This is a genomic window from Ruegeria sp. A5 (assembly GCF_056543005.1).
In genome coordinates this window covers 408582-428488 of record NZ_JBQGAV010000003.1, presented here as the reverse complement: position 1 = coordinate 428488, position 19907 = coordinate 408582, and the positions used below count along the sequence as shown (strand labels likewise).

Sequence of the window (19907 nt, the reverse complement as noted above, 5' to 3'; positions counted from 1 at the left end):
TTTCCTCGTTTCAGTTGTTGTCACCTAGGGCCAGAAGTTTGATTTCGGGCCCGTTTTTCGTGGAAATCCGCATCGCCGCCTGCCAGGCCCGAAGACCGGAACGGCAGGCAAGGATGAGGCGTCTGTTGTTTTGCAAAAGGGGGTCACGCGGATCGATTTCATCGACACTGAGGCGCCGAGCCCCGGCCAGCTCCGGGCCAGTTTCATCTGCGGCGCGTAGGTCGATTACCAGATCGTCGGCCCGAAGCATTTCGCGCGCAATGAAGTCCGGCTCTGGTGCAGGATCCGGTGCGCCGTCAAAGCGAAAACCGCCAAAGCGCATGCTGGTGGCGTCATAGGTCACCAGACGCCCCATTGGCGTAAGGTCCCCGCTCAGCACCGCAACCGCGATCTGCGCTTGCAGACTACCGATCACACCCACCGTCGGGCCAAGCACGCCATCGGCGTCGCAGGAACCCAGCCTTGCAGGCAGATCCGGGAACAGCGCGCGTAGACCCGGAGCCTTGTGGCAGAAGCCCCCGACATAGCCATCCGAGCCCACAACGCTGGCGCTAATCAGCGGCAGATCGACAGCAAGGCAAACATCCGAGGCCACATAGCTGGCGGCAAAACTGTCGGCACAATCCAGCACCAGATTGATGCCCTGACAAAGTTGCGGGGCATTGGCCGGATCAAAGCGGGTCTGGACCGGTTCGAACCGAACCTCATCATTCAGCGCCATCATTTCACGTGCTGCCACCTGCACTTTGGATTGCCCTATGTCGCGTTCACGGAACAGCGTTTGGCGGTGCAGGTTCGACAGGCTGATCATATCATTATCAACCAAACGGATACGTCCCACACCGGCCCCGACCAGATATTGCAGCACTGGTGCGGCAAGCCCTCCTGCGCCAATCACCAGTACATGCGCGGTGCGCTGGTTTTCCTGCCCCGACGCTCCAAAGCTGGGTACAGCAATCTGGCGGGCATAGCGGATCATGGGCAGATCCTTAGCCATTCGCGTACACGGGCCTCTGGGTCGTCCTTCAAGGTGATATCGGTCACGGCGGACACGATGTTGGCCCCGGCGGCGAACGCATCCGGCGCGCGCTCGACCGACATGCCACCTATCGCCACAAGCGGAATAGGTCCGATCCGCGCCTTCCAGTCGGTCAGCTTTTCGACACCCTGCTGGTGCCATTTCATCTTTTTAAGAATGGTCGGATGAACGGGCCCGAGTGCCACATAGTCAGGCCGCAAAGCCAGCGCACGCTTAAGCTCTGCTTCGTCATGGGTTGAGACTCCAAGTTTCAATCCAGCAGCTCGGATCGCGTCAAGGTCAGCGGTATCCAGATCTTCCTGCCCTAGGTGCACCCAGTCGCAGTCAAGCTCAATCGCCAGTTCCCAATAGTCATTGACCACCAACAGCGCGCCGTGGTCGCGGCACAAATCCCGCGCCTCCGCCAACTGCGCGCGCACCGCATCCAGGGGATGTTCCTTGATGCGCAGCTGCACCAACCGCACCCCGAGCGGCAGCATTCGGCGCAGCCATGAGATGTCATCGAAGATCGGGTAGAACGACGGCAAGATCACAACATGGCCTTTCCAAAAACAGGGGTCGAGGGCGCGGCCATGTCGCGTGGTTCCATCGCATCGGCACCGAAGGCCAAAGCCCCCGCTTCGACCGCGCGCGCAAACGCTTCGGCCATCGCCGCCGGATCACCTGCCTTAGCGACCGCCGTGTTCAGCAGCACCGCGTCATAGCCGATTTCGATGGCCTGTGCCGCCTGCGACGGCAGACCCAGCCCTGCATCGACCACCAGAGGCACCTCGGGGAAATGAGCCCGGACCGAGCGCAGGCCGTAGAGATTATTCAGCCCCAATCCGGTGCCGATCGGCGCACCCCAGGGCATCAGTACCCGGCAGCCTGCCTCGATCAGTTTCTCGCACAGCACCAGATCTTCGGTGCAATAGGGGAAGACGTCGAACCCATCGTCGGCAAGGATGCGCGCCGCCTCCACAAGGCCGAACGGGTCGGGCTGCAGAGTGTCGGCATGGCCGATCACCTCAAGCTTGATCCAGTTGGTCTCGAAAAGTTCGCGCGCCATCTGCGCCGTAGTGACCGCTTCGCGTACTGAGTAGCACCCGGCGGTATTGGGCAACACCTCGACACCCAAATCACGGATCAGAGACCAGAAATCCTGCCCGGCCCTTTCACCACCCGCCTCGCGACGCAGCGACACCGTGGCAATGCCTGCGCCCGAACGTCGAAACGCATCGGCGAGCACTGCGGGCGACGGATACTGCGCGGTGCCCAACATCAGGCGCGACGCTATTTCCTTGCCGTAGAATTCCGGCATGTCAGCCCCCCTGCCGCGGCGAAACCAGCTCGATCCGGTCCCCATCGGAAAGCATTTGCGTCGCACGTGTTGATGCCGGAACGAACACCTCGTTCACCGCCGTGGCCAGTTTGTCATTGCCTTTGCCTAGTTCGACCAGAAGATCGGCAAGGCTGGGGCCTTTGGCCTCGACGGCCTCACCATTCACCATCAGTTTCATGTGGTTCTCCCCGGTGTTTTGTGTGCGATTTTCGTGTTTTGGCAGTTCTCGTACCAAAGCGCGGGCTGCGTGCCGCAGGTCACCAGATCTGCCACCATCCCTGCCAACGCCGGAGCAAGCAGATAGCCATGGCGGTACAGCCCGTTCACCATGATGCGATCGTCGAAATGGCGGATGCGTGGCTGATTGTCCGCAAAGGCCGGGCGGGCATCGACTCCGATTTCCAGCAGCTCGGCTTCACCAAAGGCTGGATGCAACGCGTAGGCCGCATTCATTAGTTCCATCACGGATCGCAGGCTTGCGCGGCTGCGCTGCCCACTTTCGATCTGGGTTGCGCCCAACATGAATACGCCATCGCCGCGCGGTACGATGTAGAGCGGGAAACGAGGATGCAGCAGCCGCACGGGACGCGATAGCGACACGTCCGGGCAGCGCACGATGAGCATCTCACCCTTTACCCCGCGCAAATCGCTCAGCCGATCCTGCGCGGCGAGACCACGGCAGTCGATGACCTGACCCAGCGTTTCGCCTGCAGTCAGAAACTCAACGCCCGAAGCCACCAGGTGTGCATGCAACCCGGTCAACATCGGGCGGGGATTGAGATGCGCTTCATTCGCGATGAACAACACCTTGCCGAATTGCTCGGCCAGATGCGGCTCGTGGAGCGCGATGCCCTCGCGGTCCAGCCATTCCACGCCTTCGGCGCGCCGTGCAAACGTCGTCAGCTCGCTCTGATCCCGGCCCAGAGCGACAACCAAGGTACCGTTCCGGGTCACATCCAGACCGAACTGCGCCCCCTGCTTTTGCCACCAATCCGCTGCTTTACGCCCGTGTTCCACAACGGGCTGTTCGGCGACTGCGCCCTCGCATTCCGGCGACAACATGCCCCCGGCCCACCAGCTGCAGGAATGCGTATTCACGGGACCTGCCGGGTCGATCATCCGTACGGAAACACCGCGTGACACCAGCTCGGCTGCAACGCAAAGCCCGGCAACCCCTGCACCCAGTATGGTGACAGCGCTCATGCCCACATCTCGTGAAAATGATGTACCGGGCCATGGCCTTGTCCAATCTCCAACCCGTCGGCACGTTTTATTGCAGCGTGCAGCCAGCCATGCGCCCGCCGCACCGCAGTTTCAAGATCCATGCCCCGCGCAAGGCAGCCCGCAATTGCTGCGGAATAACTGCAGCCAGTACCATGCGTGTTACGGGTCGCGATCCGCGGTGCCCCCAGCGTGACAACCAACCCTGACTTTGCCAGCACATCAAGGCACTCAATGCCATCGGCATGGCCGCCCTTGATCAGAACTGCCTTAGGACCTAGCGCCAGCAACGGCGCAACCAGTCCGGCACTTTCGCCCTTATGGGTTTGTCCCAGCAGCTTGTCCGCCTCGGGCAGGTTTGGTGTCAGCAGGTCAGCGTGCGGCAGAAGATACTGCTTCAGCGCGGCAATCGCTTGATCCTCAAGCAGGGCGACCCCGGATTTCGCCACCATGACGGGGTCGAGGACTACAGGTCCGAAAAAACCTTCCAATGCACGGGCCACTGTTTCGACCAATGATGGCGTGCCCAGCATTCCGATCTTGATGGCGTCTATGCGGATGTCGTCCAGGACCGCCTTGATCTGAGCCGCGACCACATTGTCGGGTACCGGATGTACTGCGGTCACGTCACAGGTATTCTGCGCGGTTATCGCGGTGACCACGCTGCAACCGAACACGCCCATTGCGCCGAATGATTTGAGATCTGCCTGAATTCCCGCGCCGCCCCCACTGTCGGAACCGGCAATCGTTAATGCTGTCGCAACCATGGCACATCCCTCATTGTCATGGTCAGGATGTGCGTGGAAAGACCCGTAGCCTGCGTTGTGACACGAGTTGTGACACGGGGCGCCCGGTATGCCTGTTTCCTCCGCCGGTCCTAACCGGGTCAGGTTCAATGGGTTTGCAAGTCAGCATCTCAGCCCCGAGGGGCACCCCAACAGATGGTTACCGATTATTGATGAGATCAGGTCTCGTCAACAATTTTGTTGCACACAGTTTGGTGGTTGCGACCTCCCCTTGAGTATTTCGATTAACTCGGGGTTTTGGTGGTGTCGCAAAATGCTGGCGTTTCCATATGCTATGACCGGAGAACGACACAATAAGACGGGGACATACAGCGCCGACACCGTGGTCGTTTCATCAGCCCCGCGATCCGAGATTGAAGGCAGAAACGGTTTTTTGAGGTTCTGTCACAAGTTACTGCTCATAGATGCAGATAGTTGCAGCGCGTGAATTGCGATGGGCAAATTCAGGTAACAAGCCAGCCGATAGTCTCATGTCAGGGCGCTCTACTGCCTTGGACAATTCACCTAACCCGAAAAATGCCCATCGCAATGAAGAGGGCTCAGCCAAGATCTCGCGTGCAGGTCCAAACGACCCTCCAAGACAAATCGTCCAGCCGTAGAAAACCCGCGTTAGAAAGAATCCTTTTACAGGCCCGGACACCTTTGTGCCCATAAATGAGGCGATGGAATTCAATAACAATGGCTCGAATGCCCGACAGGTCCGCATTCCTCAAGAAATCCAGTTCCGCCCCCTCAATATCCATCACAAGAACCGTCGGAGCGAACTCTCGTTTCACCGCTTCGAAGTCCGCTTTAGCTACGCGCACTGATGTTGTTGATTCACCTTCATTATCAAAAACTGAAGACCCTAGATATGAAGCGTCAATATGAAACGGAATAGAGTCGGGATCCTTTGGATTGGCGCTTAGTATCGCATTCCGGACTTCGATCCGGTCTGAAAGCCCATTTAGGGCATGTAAACGACGGATGTGTGGAATTAGATTTGGATTGGCTTCAAAACTGAGAATGGCCTCTGGTTTGTTCTCGAGCGCGACAACACCACTCACGATACCCAGCCCGGCGCCCATTTCCAGAATACGATCCTCAGGTTGAACGACGCTCAAAGCGCCATCCATTTCCCAGCTTTCATAGTTGTCCTGCTCGATCAGATTCATGATCGTTTCGTCCAGAAATGGCGATGAAGGTATCTTCAATCCACGGTACTGGATCGCAACATCAGGGTTCGTTTCGGTCATTCTTGCTCCATTCCAAGGATGAGCGGTCGGTAGAGTATGTTTTGCATAAGGTCAGACTATTTGCATCAAACATCATGTCGGTAATCTCGCATAGAGGTCCGACATATTCGTCTTCAGAACCTCGTTGAACCACTCAACCGACAAGTCAAACTCGTGTTCAGGATAATAAGTATCCAAACCCCGGAAAGGGCGGACCTGCACATCATCGAGAAGACCATGACCCCTCAATCTTTCTTCCGTGTCCTTGTCGTATTTTCGGATAATGTCATGAAGCTCTTGAACAGCATTCATAGAAGATGAATTTTTCAGGAATTGGACCTGTTCATAGCGGAAATCGTTGCTGCCCTTAGGTGATTCATATGTGCCCATATCATGATATCTCAGCAATTTGAGCATCCAGTGGATTTCGGTCAGTCCGTCAAAGTGACAAATGACCGATTGTTGAGAAACATGTCGCTTGATGTTGCCTCTCCACCGCTGTGGCGCATGAACACCTAACTTGATGTTTTTCCCCGTTCGGGTGGCGCTTTTTCCGAAACGATGCGCACAAAATCCTCTGTCGCTGTACTTGAGTCGTTCTTCTCCGAATAAGCTTCGGGCGACATAGCCGCGGGTGTGCTTAGGCTTCAGCATGAGACCACCAAAAAGTCCGGGTGTGGTGTCCTCGGTTGAAAACACACGCTCGCCATTAGGAATTGAAATCGTATCGACATCCGAGGGCAGGTCAGCAAGCTCTTGTGCAAAATCATCGGCTTGCAGATACTCATCCGCATCGAGGAAAAGCATCCAATCAACTTTTGCTTCTCGATAGGCTTTTGTCGCTATCAGCCTTTGGCGTCTGAAACTGTTTTCTGGATAAGCACAGTCCCAGTTTCTTCGAAAAAACGTGTCATCCATCACTTCAACGCGACAGTTCGGTATCTGAGCCAGAAGTTGCCGCGCTTTCGGATCATAACCATCAAGAAAGATAAAGATCTCTTGCGCGCCGAGTGACGCATAATAGGAAGCAAATATAGCCACCAGCTCTGGCGGCTCTTTGACCATGGTAACGACACCCCAGGTGGCCATCTTCAAATGAGTCCTGTGTTTGGGAAGGGCCAAAATCGCTGATTGCACGTCTTTAGAGTCACCGGCTTCCTCTATTGCCCAGTAAGTCTGGATTTGTGGCAACCTTGATCGGTGAATTTTCCGACTTAAGCAAGAGCATCCTGAGGTCTTATTGGACGATCCGATTTAAGACAGTTTGGGTGATCTTGCGACCTTTGTCGGGGAAGACTGAGAAAACTGGACCAAAGTTGAGGTAACCAAACAAATTACTGCTTATTGCGAGCCCCTAAAGTTTGATCGTTACCGCTCATTCTTTTTCGCGAAACACAAAGGTGCGAGAATTCTGACTAACGGACCTGCGCTACAGACAGTTCATATTGGACGGTTGGGTCACCATCACAATTACGCTTGTATCGGGATCATTAAACCAGTGGATCGAATATCGGAGCCATGCTAATGCGGAGCAAGTGAAAAATATAACGGGCATCGATCCAGCATGGATATTTCTCCAGTAATTTCATCGTTTTGGCATGGATCCAGTCTGACTTTTTTCGAGCAACTCTGCCTCAAAAGCTTTGTGGATCACGGCCATAAGGTCAAGTTGTACTCTTTGAAAGAAATCACGAACACACCACCGGGCGTTGAAAATGCGGATGCACGTATTTTCTTGCCTGACCACCTGAAAATATGGCGAAACGAAAAGCGAAACAGCGCTTATGCCCCGTTGTCGGATTTTTTCAGGATCAACATGCTTCGGGAATCCGACGAAATCTGGATGGATTGCGATATGTTGTGTATGCAGCCGATCCCCGACATTCCGTATATTTTCGCAAAAGAGAAACGCTATTTTAACAATGCGGCTCTCCGGCTGCCGCACAGTTCTCCAACATTGCAGGGTATGCATGACTTTATGAACGGGTCCGAGATCGTGATCCCCAATGACTGGCCGTGGAAAAAGAATATTGATGTTTCCATCGGCAAGTCCAATGAAGACGGCTCTTTCTCGGTACCGTTGGAAAACCTGTCGCAGCTGCCATTTTATACGTTCGGGCCTCAGGCTATCTCGTATTTTCTGGGCAAAAACGGTGAAGTTAAACACGCCCTGCCACCCGAGTCATTCTATTCCCAAGAACCTACGGCCATGCGCTTGAATTATTTCCGGCCGCGGTTTTCCCGCATATCGCTCGATGAAAACGCGTTGGGGGTTCATCACATTGGCGGCTCAAGCATGCGCAAGAAATACAATATGGACGGTGGGTTTCCTTTGCCGCATCCCAACAGCCAGGTCGCCAAGCTATGCAAGAAACATGACATCGATCCCTCTAAGGCGATGCCACAGGATGTGCTGAAGTCTGTTGACCAAGACTAAAGTGTCCGGGCAAGTCAAAAGCGCCAGTCTGTGTCCAATTTTCGGACGATCGCAATCAATAACACTAGGTGTCATCTGCTAATACCGTAGTGCCAAGTTGTTTGGCGGACGGTTTCCCAACCGGCCATTGCATTGAGTACAACGGACAATAACTTGGCAATCAAAGTAGTGGCGGTCGCTTCAGGCAAGGATGATAAACTGCGACGCTGTCAACATATTCGATTGTCTTTCTACGGATAGAGCCTTTACTTTTTCTGGCGTAGAAATTTCACTACGATTACTTGCAGCGGCGCAGGTACGGCCATATCAGAATACTGGGGTGAATAGGGCCGAATGTTATGAAGCCCGAACACAGATCTTGGATTAATCTGGGGTCCAGTTTATGGGATAGGCGAATGTCAAAGAAGCTGGCTACAGATCACAAGGATATTCGCCGATCATCTATCCCGGCCTTTAACACCAGAAGACCGACTAAAAGCATGTCTTTGTCGACCCGGTCGCTCTGACCGGGTGTGAACAAAGATGTCTACGCTTAACGATAATGATCTGAACCAACCTCCTCAGCCTGATCAAGGATGGTCACGTGAACTTGTTGCACTTGAGCGGGCTATTGTGGTTCCGCCCGCAGTCTCCGATACGGTGCAGGAAGCCGGTGTTCTGACTGAAGACCGGGAATATTGCGCGCATGGGGCGCTTTGGCGGGGAAAGCGTGCCATGACCACCCAGCCGGTATCGCCAACAGACCCTTTGCCGCAATTGTCGGGTCGCTGGCTTTATGCCGGGCTGTTATGGGTACACTTTGGTCATTTTCTGGCTGAAAGCACCGCACGTCTTTGGCCGCTGCCGGCAATCGCGAAGGATATTGATGGGGTCCTCTTTACCCCCAAGCGACCCGCCAATGGGGATGAAACACGCCCTATGCAGCATAATTTTTTTACGCTTCTGGGTATTGATCTTCCAATCAAAGTGGTGACCGAGCCAACTCAGATAGAACATCTGCATGTGCCCGGTCAGGGGTTTGGGCTGGGCCCGATTGTGGCGGGAACACCTGAATATCGTGCCTTGATCCATCAAAATTTTGGCGCCGACGTTTCCCCTGAAGGGCCGGAGCGGCTTTATATCTCGCGCGCGGGTCTTGGAATACGACGGGGTGGCGTTATCGGAGAAGAGTTTCTCGAAGAGAATTTGCGCCAGAACGGGTACGAGATTTTCTATCCGGAACAACACCCGATGGAAAAGCAGATCGCGCGTTACAAAGCCGCCCGTCAGATCGTTGCACTAGACGGGTCGGCACTGCATCTTTTTGCTCTGGTAGGCCGTCCAGATCAGCAGGTTGCAATGATCCCGCGCCGCACTTCTTCGGTGCATCACAATATCTCAGCTCAGCTAGCGGCCTTTTGCGGGCAAGAGCCTTTAGTCGCCAATGCCATTCGCACTGATTGGGTATTGGCTTCGCGCGGTCGCCCCAACCGCCATTCACTTGGAGAGCTTGACATGTCCAGATTGCATAAAATGCTTGCCGATGCAGGATTTGTCTCACCTGATCTGGCCTGGGAAGAAATGTTCTGGCGGCAGCGGCGGCGAACCATCCGAAAACTGGAAAAAGCCCTTGGCGACCAGCTGGTTCCCATCCATCAAGAGCCCGCTGACTAATGCAGCTAATCCTGGATATACGCGACACAGCTCGGGATCAGGCGCGCCAAGCCAATGGGGTTGCGTCTGTTTTGAGTATCGATAATGCAGATTTGCAGCAGCAACTGGTTACGTTTGCGCAGATTACACGGCGAAGACGTGCAAAGGCCGAGCCGCCCGATTTTTTGCCCGCACTCGCCAGTGCGATTGCTAATGAGCGACCGCGGTTCATGCTTTTGGCCATGCCAGGGCTAGCAGAAAACCTCACCACGGAAGTCTCTGTTGGTCGAGTCCACGAAGTTTTGGGGCAATTGGCGGCCGACATCCTGATTTTGACTGATCTTGATTCAGGATCTGATCGCGCCAGAATTTGGGCCACACAATTTGGTGCCGATGCGATAGTTAACCGGATTGAATGGCCAGATGATCTGACTGCGCAGCCTCCTGCATTCTCTACCCTGGCCTCCTCTGCAAAAGAAGAATCCACTCCAAAAGAAGTGCTGCCATTTGCCCGTCGCTTCTTGCCGCGCAATGACCTTACAAGTTTTGACGAAAGTCGACCCATGGGTGACACGGTGCCGGTGGACCTCAGGCCGCCAGAGGGTACCAGCGGCACGGTGCTGATCGGTTGCATGAAAAACGAAGGCCCTTTCCTATTGGAATGGATTGCATACCACCAATCGATCGGGGTGCATCACTTTGTTATCTATACCAATGGCTGCGAGGATGGCACGGATCTGATGCTGGATGCGCTGGCCAAAACCGGTCTGGTCACGCATGTCGACAACAACAAATGGAAGGGCAATTCCCCGCAACAGTGGGCTCTGAACCAGTCTGCAAAGCTCAAGGTGGTCAAACGTGCTGATTGGGTTATTCATATTGATGTGGATGAGTTTATCAACATCCGCTTTGGTAACGGGACACTGCCGGAACTTTATAAGCGCCTGCCCGAGGGGGTCAGCAATATTGCCATGACCTGGCGGCAATTTGGGTCGGCCGGGATAAAGACCTACGAAGACAGGTCGGTCCTGGCGCAATTTGACCGATGCGCTGCGTCATATCTGCCCAAACCGCATACCGCTTGGGGCTTCAAGACCGCCACCAGGAATATTCGTGCCTATCGTAAACTAAGCTGTCACCGGCCCAATAAGCTGAAAGAAGCAAAAGCCGGACAGGTGCTATGGGTCAATGGATCGGGTCAGGATATCACGCACAAAGTGGCAAAGAATGGCTGGAGATCCGATATCAAGACCATCGGTTATGAACTGGTCCAGCTAAACCACTACGCACTAAGATCTGCGCAGTCTTTCTTGGTCAAGCGTCAACGCGGACGGGCCCTTCATGTGGATCGCACTGTCGGGCGCAACTATTGGATACGGATGGATTGGAACCAGTATCAGGACGTCACTATCCAACGCAACCAGGCCAGATTGTCAGTGGCGATGGAAGCGTTGCTAGCCATTCCGCAGATTGCGCAGCTACACGAAAAAGCTGTTGCCTGGCACCAGGCTAAGATTGAGTTTTTGATGGATGAGCCCGAGTTTCGCAACCTTTATGACGAGATCACCAGCATCGAACTTGAGGATTTACAACGGATCCGCGCCATCATAGATGCGGATATGCAAAGCTGACAATGGAATACCCCATTTGATTTGGGCCACCGTTATGATTGAATCGCGGAGGACCGAGAATGTCGATCAAGAGACACGAGGCAGAGGAAATTGATCAGAAGCTGCGACAAGTTGATGTGCTTGTTGGTTAGGGAATGATGCGTGCAGATGCGATCTGCGAGGTTCGCATTACGGAACAAACCTACTACCGGTGGCGTAAGCAATATGGTGGGATGGGAGCCGATCAACTAAAGGAACTCAAGCGTTTGCAGAAGGAGAATGAGCTTCTGCAGAAGGCCGTTTCTGACTGACGACAAGCCCTTTGTTCCAAACTGGCAAAGTGCGCGAATGGCAGGTAAGTGTAGCGTTTCTATGACTGACCATCCGATCCACCATGTCCGCCCACACCGTCAAGCCGGCGTTGACAAGGGACTATATCACGAGTTGCTGTGTCGCCTCTGAAGTCTGCTACGAACCCAAAGCAACCGTCGATTTGGCGTCTATTCTTTTCGAGTTCGGCCCGTCGCGAACCTAATAATCTAGGCGCTCAATGCCAGGTAACGAATGGCGGTTGATCGGACAAAGCATCCTTTCACTGGAAGTAGCCCAATGGCAGTCATATGTTCATTGCGTCAGCTTTTAGATGAAAAACACACATTTTAACACCGCTTCAGTCTATTTTCAGTACAAGAAGCCAATCTATGCCAATTTTCGTGTGGAGTTCCTCACAATCAGTTCAGCCTGAAGAAGTTTCGATTTAGGAACGGCTTGGTTTTCCAACCACTCAACTATCGCCGCGGCAGTGGCTTCACCCATCCGTGTGACGGGCAAATGCACGGTCGTGATTTCAGGAAAGGTGCAGGATGAAGAGGGCAGATCGTCGATGCCAACAATTGACATTTCATGAGGCACTTTTACCCGCTTTCTTTGCAACTCAAAAAGAGAGCCCATCGCCAAGACATCGGAAAAACAGAGAATTGCAGAAAAGGCCGTGTCCCCTGCAAGAAGATTCTGAGTTGCGATGCAGCCACCTTTTATTGAAATTTCCGTTTCGTACATTTGCAGGGTGTGGTTCACATCCGGATTCTTCAAACCATCAAGCCGTGCCAGCGTCCTATCGTTGTTTTTTGTTGGCCCGTGAATCACGGCAATATTTCTATGCCCAGCAGACAGAAGAAAATTGAGAGCGGTGCAAGAAGCGCCGGCGTTATCATAACCGATGGTCGGAAAATGGTGGTCCCTTTCATAGTAGGAGGTGGCGATCACAGGGAGGCGTGTCCGTTCGATGATCTTTTCGAAGTCTTGACTGTGTGTGATGCCGGAAACAATCAGTGCTTCTGCACCAATATCAACCAGACCTTGCGCTTTATTCGTTTCTACGTCCGGGTCGCCATTTGTAGTTGCGACTACGAGTGACAAACCATTTAGTGCCAAACCTTTTTCAAGAGCAGCTAGAAATTTTGAGAATATTGCATTGTCCAGAGTTGGAACCATGGCCCCAACGACTCGGGTTCTCCCGGAATTGATCGCACGGGCTGCAGCACTTGGTACAAAATGCAGCTTCGAAATAACATCAAGCACACGGTGGCGCGTGTCTTCAGACACGGTTTTCGGAGAATTCAGTACGCGCGACACCGTCGCAACGGAAACATCTGCCGCCTTGGCAACATCCCGAAGGTTCGCGCGCTTCTTATATTTCTGCTCGGTCAATTCCTTTGAATTCCTTGGATATCCTCGATCTCGCGACAGTTACCTTGACACATGTAACTAGTTTCATCAAGATTATGTAACTAGTTACAATAAGCGACTCACTTTGGAATACGATGCGCGATTATTCGATACTACATGAGTTCAGCAATAGCGGTTACATGACGCCTGGACGCTTTTACCCAGGGTTTCAGAAGCCGTCGCACGGAAAAACATATACGCTAGGTCCGCGCGAAATACTGAATGTTATCATGCGACCAGGTGATCTTCTGTCGGTGACAGGCAATTGGCCTAAAAACCAACTGCAAGTCATTGCTTTTGACGAAGTGGGCGGAGATGCGCTTGTGTCGCTAGCGCTTATTAAAGCAGGAGTTTTGGATTTCTCCAAAGTAGATGGCGAAAAACTGATCAATTGGATTGCAGCTCAGGGAGGTAAACCAGAATCCGAGATTGGTATCGCTTACCTTCCTGAAAACGATGATCTGATCGTTCTAAAAGCCAGTGCTACAATTTCAGCTTGGATCATGCGGGCTATGGATCGTGATCAACTGGCAACCGGGTCCAGAGGTGGATCAGTCAGTATCTCTCATCAAATGGCAAATGCCAGTAGTTCGATATTGCCCGAACCCCTGGGTGATATGCGAAAGGAATTCACCGTAAAGCGCGGCACTGGATTGTCATATGAAGTTAAGCAAGGCGAAATAGTCCAAATCATTGATGTCGAGGGCCAACAATGCTCGGACTTTATCGCAATGCGAGCAGATAAACTCGAAAAAGGCGAGGAATGGCTGATCGACAGTACCGCAACTCGGTCTTTGGTCCGGCGCGCTTATCCTGGCCCTGGTATGCTCGACAAGTTTTTCGATAGTGACATGAACCCGCTTCTAAATGTCGTTCATGACACTTGCGGACGACACGATACTTACGGGTTGGCTTGCACCGCACGGGGATACGCTGAGCGAGGTTTTCCAGGCCATGTCAACTGTTCTGACAACATTTCGGAAACACTGGCGCAATATGGTGTTAGACGCCGCGCGGCCTGGCCTGCAGTTAATTTCTTCTGGAATACTTGGATTGATCAAAATTCCCACGAACTGCTGGTAGATGAAAGCTATTCGCGCCCAGGTGATTACGTCGCAATGCGAGCAATGGAAGACTTGGTATGCGCTTCCACGGCGTGCCCAGACGACATTGACCCGATAAATGGCTGGAATCCCACAGATGTGCACGTGCGGATCTACCGTCCAGATACTCCAATCCGCCGTGCGGTCGCTTATCGCGAAAAGGAAGATGCCCCCATGTCCATAAGTCAGGAATCGGCCTTTCACGAGCGTCTGGAGCCGCTGACCCAACATTTTGCGCCCGCGCGGGACATGTGGGCACCTGTTAGCTTTCCGTCATATGGTACATTGGGCGAATATTGGGCCTGCAGAGAAGCAGTAACTTTGCAGGATATGAGTGGGTTGCGTAAATTCGACATCATTGGGCCAGACGCTGAGAAACTGTTGCAGCTGGCAACCACGCGCAATGTCGCCAAACTGCCGGAGTGGCGGGGTACTTACACGCTGATGTGTGACGATACCGGCGCGGTAATAGATGACGGTACGTTGTTCCGACTCGCAAATGACCTGTTCCGCTGGTGTTGTGGCGCCGAGGAGAGCGGTCGGGCATTGCAGTCATTGGCGGAGGAACGCGGGTTCCAAGTGCGTATCCATGATCTGCGGAATTCGCTACCAAACCTGGCTTTGCAAGGGCCGAAGTCCCGAGAGGTTTTGCGCAAAATCGTTTTCACACAACCACATGTGCCCTCCCTTGATCAGCTCAAATGGTTTGGCTGTACTGTTGCCCGATTAAATGGTCGCGAAGGGGCACCTTTTATGCTGTCCCGCTCTGGCTACACTGGGGAACTCGGGTACGAGATTTTCTGTTCAAAGGCCGATGCCGTAGCCATTTGGGACGCAATCATGGAAGCAGGTGAAGGTTTCGGGATCACCCCTATGGGATCAGCCGCGCTGGAGATCATCCGGATCGAAGCGGGCCTAGCAGCTGCAAATGCTGAATTTGCGCCAGGCGTCGACGCGTTCGAGGCCGGCCTGGGATTTGCTGTTGATCTGACCAAGGCCGAATTCACCGGCAAGGCAGCATTGGAGCGTAATTGGCAGAGTCCGCGGCAGGTTCTCAAGGGATTACTTTTGGAAACTGACGATATTCCCATACATGGAGATGCGGTATTTGCAAAAGAAAGACAGGTCGGGGTGATTACCTCTGCAACCAAGTCTCCTTTGCTTGAGCACGGTATCGCGATCGCACGCCTTTCGGTGGAACACTCGAAAACTGAAAATAGGCTGGAAATCGGGCAGCTTGACGGGCGCATGAAACGCCTTGGTGCGAAAGTCACAGAAATTCCATTCATAGACCCGCAACGAAAGCGGGCGCGCGCATAAGAATTCAACTTACCAGCAGGAGAGTTACTATGAATATAAGCATGAAATCCCTGACAGTGTCAGTCTCGCTGGGCCTCTTGGCCCTGCCCGCCGCTGCGGCTGAAGAGGTAAAAATCGGAGTCCCATCCTGGACTGGTGCTCAGGCAATCGCACATCTTCTAGGCGCGGTTGTCGAGATGAGGATCGGAGGCACAGTCGAGTATGTACCCGGCAATAACGCTACGATTTTCCAGGCGATGGACCAAGGTAAGGGCGACATCGATGTTCACCCTGATGTTTGGCTACCTAATCAACAAAGTTTTACTCAAAAATACGTAGATGACGCGGGAACGGTCACCTTGTCGTCCAACCCTTACGAAGGAAATCAAGGCTTTTGTGTATCCAAGGACTTTGGTGAAGCGAACAACATCACCGATATTGCCGATCTGGGTCGTCCGGATGTCGCCGCGCTGATGGACAGTGACGGGAATGGCCTCGGCGAAATGTGGATCGGTGCGCCAGGCTGGGCTTCGGCAAATGTGAACGAAGTCAAAGTACGCGACTATGGCCTGCTGGACTTTATCGAACCGGTTCGTGCCGAAGAAAGCGTAAAAACAGCGCGTATCAAGGATAGCATCGCCAAGGGCGAGGGCTATGCCTTCTATTGCTATAAACCGCACGCGGTTTGGTACATGTTTGACGTGGAAATGCTGTCGGAACCCACATTTGACCCCAAAAAATATGTGATGGTGCAACCGTCTGATGATCCGGATTGGTATGACAAGTCGACGGTTGCCACCAAGGACGCGCTTAAGAACGTGCAAATCGCATGGTCCAACTCGCTCGTTGACCGCTCGCCAGCCATTGCTGAGTTTTTTGCAAACTTTCAGTTAACGGCCGATGATGTTTCGGCCTTTGCTTTCGAAATCAGTGCCAACGGCCGTGACCCGGCGGACGTCGCAAGAGAATGGGTCGAAGCGAACCCCGAGCGCGTAGACGGCTGGCTGGGGCTTTGAGCCCAACCTGAAGCAACATCCATGGTGGCAGCTCCACTTCGCTGCCACCCTGAGCCAACAAGGCCCATTCCGAGGCCGCTGGGGGACGCATGGGCGACGATACGGTTATTGAAATTTCGAATGTCTGGAAGATTTTTGGGGCGAAACCCGAAGTCGCGTTACAGGCAATCCGTGAGCGTGGGCTGAGCAAAGCCGAGGTACTAGCTGAATTCAACTGTGTTGTCGGTGTGGCCGATGTCAGTCTGTCTGTGAACCGCGGTGAGATATTCTGCATCATGGGCCTGTCTGGCAGTGGCAAGTCCACGTTGGTGCGCCACTTCAATCGGCTTCTGGAACCTACCGGTGGCAAGATTGAGATCGAAGGAACCGACGTTATGGCACTGGGGCCGCAAGAGCTTCAGCAGTTCCGTAACAACAAAATCGGTATGGTGTTTCAGAACTTCGCTCTAATGCCGCACCGTTCGGTTTTGGACAACGTCGCCTTACCGCTGGAAATCAGACAAGTTAGCAAAAATGAACGTATGCGGCAGGCCGCCGCGATTCTGGACATTGTCGAGTTGGGGGCCTGGGGGTCAAAATTCGCGCACGAGTTGTCCGGTGGAATGCAGCAGCGCGTGGGCTTGGCGCGCGCATTGGCTGCGAACCCGGATGTGCTGTTGATGGATGAGCCGTTCTCGGCGCTCGATCCGCTCATTCGACGACAATTGCAGGATGAATTTATTCGGCTCAGTAAGATTTTGAAGAAGACTACCATCTTCATTACGCACGATCTGGACGAAGCGGTGCGCATCGGTAATCGAATTGCAATCATGCGCGACGGCAAAGTGGTTCAGATCGGCACTGCCGAAGACATCGTTATGAACCCTGCCGACGATTACGTGGCAGACTTCGTAGCGGGTATCTCGCGCCTCAAAGTGGTGCGCGCGCACGCAGTGATGCAACCGATTTCAGACTATGTAGCCACCCATGGCCCGTTGGACGCAGATGCACCGCGCGTCAATGAGGCTGAAAATCTTAGCACTCTGATCAATTTGGCGATTGACCACAGCAGCGCCATCCTGGTGGAGGACGGCGGCAAGGATGTGGGCTTGATTACCCGCGCCGATTTGCTGCGCACAGTAATCGAGGGGACGGAAGTATCATGAGCACATCCGACGCGAACCCTGATGGCGTAAACCCGCTGGAAGATACCGAAAGCGAAGCTGCTCTGGCCTATGCTGAAGAGCGGCGCGAGAACATTCGCACATTTGTACGTACTAACCCCGATTATTACATCAAAAACTTTGACAAGATCGGCGCGTCCGCTCGCTTTACGGCGACCTTCAATCCGATGGCCGGGATTTTCGGTCCAATCTGGTTCGGAGCGCGTGGCTTGTGGTCATGGGCGCTCCCATTCCTAATCATTGAAACACTTGCCTATGTGCAGATTGCCCGCGGTCTTTTTGGAGATCTCGCAGCCGACGCGATGGCTCGTATCGCTTCAATTGAAGGAACATTGGAGTTGCGCCGTCAGCAATTGGCTGCTGCGATCGAAGCAAATTCCGACAAGGTTGATGTCTACCAGCGTACTGTCGAATCTCTTGAGGCCAATATCGGCGGTATACGAGCCGAAGCCGAAGCATTGGCCGCCCAAGGTCCCGCGATCATATTGTCGGGCCTTATTATTCTGTTGGTCATAAAAGCGGTGCAATCGGTTGTGGCAAACTGGGCGCTTGAGGCACGGTTTTCAGAATGGATTTCGGATCGTTCGATCCGTTCAGCTATGCCTGTTTCAGAGATCGTGTTCAGCACAATTTTTATGGCGCTGATCGTGACGGCGGCAATGATGCACTACAGCTTCCCCGGGCGTTTTTCATTGCTCAGTCACTTTCCAACAGATCCCGATATCCGTTTGACCGGCATAACTTGGGTGGAAGATTTCATCGCATTTTGTGTCCGCAACAGTGAAGCTTTTTTTGATGGGCTGACGATTGGCATCCGCGCGTTGCTCGATGCCTTGGAGGTCATACTTGTCCAGACTCCTTGGATTGTAATTGCATGCCTGATCATTCTGCTAACATGGCTAACGGCAGGTATCAGCACGGCCATCTATTCAGGAGCCTTCCTTGCCTATATGGGCCTTTTGGGCTTCTGGGAGGCGGCAATGACGACACTTGCTTTGCTAGGCACTGCTGCTTGTCTCTCAATCGTGATAGGCATTCCACTTGGAATGTTCGCCGCACGGCGCCCGCGTTTTTATGCTTTCATCCAACCAATTATGGATTTCATGCAAACCATGCCGGCGTTTGTCTTCATGGTGCCTGTGATCGCGTTTTTTGGCGTTGGCAAGCCCGCAGCCGTTATTGTCACGATGATTTTCGGCGGTACTCCTGTGGTGCGCCTGACCGTACTGGGCCTGCGCGGCGTGCCTGAAAGCGTGCGCGAAGCGGCAATCAGTTTTGGCGCAAACAAATGGTACTTGCTCACAAAGGTCGATCTGCCCCTGGCTAGCCCCTCGATCCGGGCAGGAATCAACCAAACCATCATGCTGTCGCTCGCCATGGTCGTGGTAGCTTCGTTGATTGGCGCCAAGGGTCTGGGCGAAGACGTGCTTGAGGCGCTGCAATACGCCAATGTCGGGCAGGGAATCCTTGCAGGTTTTGCCATCCTATTTTGCGCCATGATACTTGACCGAATTGTGCAGGGACAGCGAAAGTGAGGCCGCTTGTCCTAGTCCATGGTTTCATGGGTGGAGGCGCGCAATGGGCACCGCAACAGCACCAACTTTCAGAAACACAAAAGCTGATCACGATCGACTTGCCTGGGTTCGGACAGAATGCAGGCTTACCTAGCATCGACACGATCGGCGGATTTGCTGATTGGGTCCTGGAACATCTATTCCACCTTGGCGTCGAACAATTCAATCTCTTGGGACATTCGATGGGCGGAATGATCGCGCAGGAAATGATACATCGTGCCCCGCAACGGATAGGTGGGTTGATCCTTTACTCCACTGGCGCGGTTGGCATCCTGCCCGACCGTTTCGAGACAATCGAGGAAAGCAAACGGCGTGCCCAAACCGAGGGTTTCCAGGAAACAGCTCGCCGCATCGCTGCGACATGGTTCTTGGATGGCCGGTCTGCTGAAGCTTACTCAGACTGCGCTGAGATTGCAGCGCAATGTACACCGGATGCGATGCTCAAGGGGCTGGACGCAATGCGCGCTTGGCGCGCCGATGATTATCTCTCTGCCATCAAAGCTAACTCTCTGGTGATCTGGGGTGACATGGACCGCACGTATTCGTGGACACAGACCAAACAACTTTGGACGTCGATCAATCAGGCTGAGCTTTCCGTCGTTCCCGGCTGCGCCCACGCGGTACATCTGGAAAAACCCGATATCTTCAATGTTGTGCTGTCGGATTTCTTACGCCGGACCTAAAAAGATGCTTGTGCTGATAGCGTTGCTGATTTTAGCGTCTCTGCGGCGTAGAATATATTGC

At 53.6% G+C, this 19907-nt stretch carries 17 protein-coding genes, 1 pseudogene and 1 riboswitch; of the genes and pseudogenes, 9 read left to right on the top strand and 9 right to left on the bottom strand.

Going from position 1 to position 19907, the window contains the following annotated elements:
• Positions 1–10: 10 nt before the first annotated feature.
• The 8 genes from ACR0AY_RS10200 to ACR0AY_RS10165 all read right to left on the bottom strand — a co-directional run bounded on the left by ACR0AY_RS10200 (position 11) and on the right by ACR0AY_RS10165 (position 6690).
• Complete coding sequence (locus tag ACR0AY_RS10200) at positions 11–979, bottom strand: HesA/MoeB/ThiF family protein (RefSeq protein ID WP_170512110.1); 969 nt, start codon at positions 977–979, stop codon at positions 11–13.
• Positions 976–1572, bottom strand: a complete 597-nt coding sequence (locus ACR0AY_RS10195) for a thiamine phosphate synthase (RefSeq protein WP_170512108.1) — start codon at positions 1570–1572, stop codon at positions 976–978. The genes ACR0AY_RS10200 and ACR0AY_RS10195 overlap by 4 nt, the downstream gene beginning before the upstream one ends.
• A complete protein-coding gene (locus tag ACR0AY_RS10190) occupies positions 1569–2339 on the bottom strand; it encodes a thiazole synthase (protein WP_170512106.1) in 771 nt (256 codons plus the stop codon). Before ACR0AY_RS10190 ends, ACR0AY_RS10195 begins: the two co-directional genes overlap by 4 nt.
• A 1-nt stretch (position 2340) precedes the next feature.
• The gene (gene thiS, locus ACR0AY_RS10185) at positions 2341–2538 is read right to left on the bottom strand and encodes a sulfur carrier protein ThiS (protein ID WP_170512104.1); all 198 of its coding nucleotides are present in this window, start codon (positions 2536–2538) and stop codon (positions 2341–2343) included.
• Entirely contained in the window at positions 2535–3563 is a 1029-nt protein-coding gene (locus tag ACR0AY_RS10180) for an FAD-dependent oxidoreductase (protein WP_170512102.1), read from the bottom strand. The genes thiS and ACR0AY_RS10180 overlap by 4 nt, the downstream gene beginning before the upstream one ends.
• Positions 3560–4348: a bifunctional hydroxymethylpyrimidine kinase/phosphomethylpyrimidine kinase gene (thiD, locus tag ACR0AY_RS10175; RefSeq protein WP_170512100.1), complete on the bottom strand. Its 789-nt coding sequence runs from the start codon at positions 4346–4348 to the stop codon at positions 3560–3562. The genes ACR0AY_RS10180 and thiD overlap by 4 nt, the downstream gene beginning before the upstream one ends.
• A 79-nt stretch (positions 4349–4427) precedes the next feature.
• Positions 4428–4528, bottom strand: a riboswitch (TPP riboswitch).
• Positions 4529–4926: 398 nt separating this feature from the next.
• The gene (locus ACR0AY_RS10170; RefSeq protein WP_170509380.1) at positions 4927–5622 is read right to left on the bottom strand and encodes an FkbM family methyltransferase; all 696 of its coding nucleotides are present in this window, start codon (positions 5620–5622) and stop codon (positions 4927–4929) included.
• 72 nt (positions 5623–5694) lie between these two features.
• Positions 5695–6690 (bottom strand): glycosyltransferase family 2 protein, encoded by a 996-nt coding sequence (locus ACR0AY_RS10165; RefSeq protein WP_170512098.1) that lies wholly within the window; start codon positions 6688–6690, stop codon positions 5695–5697.
• A gap of 475 nt (positions 6691–7165) precedes the next feature.
• Between ACR0AY_RS10165 and ACR0AY_RS10160 the strand changes: the two genes are divergently transcribed.
• The 4 genes and pseudogenes from ACR0AY_RS10160 to ACR0AY_RS10145 form a co-directional block, all read left to right on the top strand.
• Complete coding sequence (locus tag ACR0AY_RS10160; protein WP_170407505.1) at positions 7166–8038, top strand: hypothetical protein; 873 nt, start codon at positions 7166–7168, stop codon at positions 8036–8038.
• 522 nt (positions 8039–8560) lie between these two features.
• A complete protein-coding gene (locus ACR0AY_RS10155; protein ID WP_170512096.1) occupies positions 8561–9691 on the top strand; it encodes a glycosyltransferase family 61 protein in 1131 nt (376 codons plus the stop codon).
• Positions 9692–9762: 71 nt separating this feature from the next.
• Positions 9763–11301 carry a glycosyltransferase family 2 protein gene (locus ACR0AY_RS10150; protein ID WP_480454104.1) on the top strand — a complete coding sequence of 513 codons (1539 nt, stop codon included), beginning with the start codon at positions 9763–9765 and terminating at the stop codon, positions 11299–11301.
• A gap of 59 nt (positions 11302–11360) precedes the next feature.
• Positions 11361–11588: pseudogene (locus ACR0AY_RS10145) on the top strand (transposase); the annotation flags it as partial.
• 391 nt (positions 11589–11979) lie between these two features.
• Here the strand turns inward: ACR0AY_RS10145 and ACR0AY_RS10140 are convergent.
• Positions 11980–12990, bottom strand: coding sequence for a LacI family DNA-binding transcriptional regulator (locus ACR0AY_RS10140; RefSeq protein WP_170512092.1), 1011 nt, complete (start codon positions 12988–12990; stop codon positions 11980–11982).
• A 158-nt stretch (positions 12991–13148) separates the two neighbouring features.
• On the opposite strand from ACR0AY_RS10140, the gene ACR0AY_RS10135 reads away from it, so the two are divergent.
• The 5 genes from ACR0AY_RS10135 to ACR0AY_RS10115 all read left to right on the top strand — a co-directional run bounded on the left by ACR0AY_RS10135 (position 13149) and on the right by ACR0AY_RS10115 (position 19846).
• Complete coding sequence (locus ACR0AY_RS10135) at positions 13149–15431, top strand: DUF1989 domain-containing protein (RefSeq protein WP_480454102.1); 2283 nt, start codon at positions 13149–13151, stop codon at positions 15429–15431.
• Positions 15432–15460: 29 nt separating this feature from the next.
• On the top strand, positions 15461–16426 hold the full coding sequence (locus ACR0AY_RS10130) for an ABC transporter substrate-binding protein (RefSeq protein WP_170512088.1): 966 nt from the start codon (positions 15461–15463) through the stop codon (positions 16424–16426).
• Positions 16427–16515: 89 nt separating this feature from the next.
• Entirely contained in the window at positions 16516–17571 is a 1056-nt protein-coding gene (locus tag ACR0AY_RS10125; RefSeq protein WP_170512086.1) for a quaternary amine ABC transporter ATP-binding protein, read from the top strand.
• Entirely contained in the window at positions 17568–19124 is a 1557-nt protein-coding gene (locus tag ACR0AY_RS10120) for an ABC transporter permease subunit (RefSeq protein ID WP_170512084.1), read from the top strand. Before ACR0AY_RS10125 ends, ACR0AY_RS10120 begins: the two co-directional genes overlap by 4 nt.
• Positions 19121–19846 carry an alpha/beta fold hydrolase gene (locus tag ACR0AY_RS10115; protein WP_170423485.1) on the top strand — a complete coding sequence of 242 codons (726 nt, stop codon included), beginning with the start codon at positions 19121–19123 and terminating at the stop codon, positions 19844–19846. The genes ACR0AY_RS10120 and ACR0AY_RS10115 overlap by 4 nt, the downstream gene beginning before the upstream one ends.
• The last annotated feature ends 61 nt before the right edge of the window (positions 19847–19907 follow it).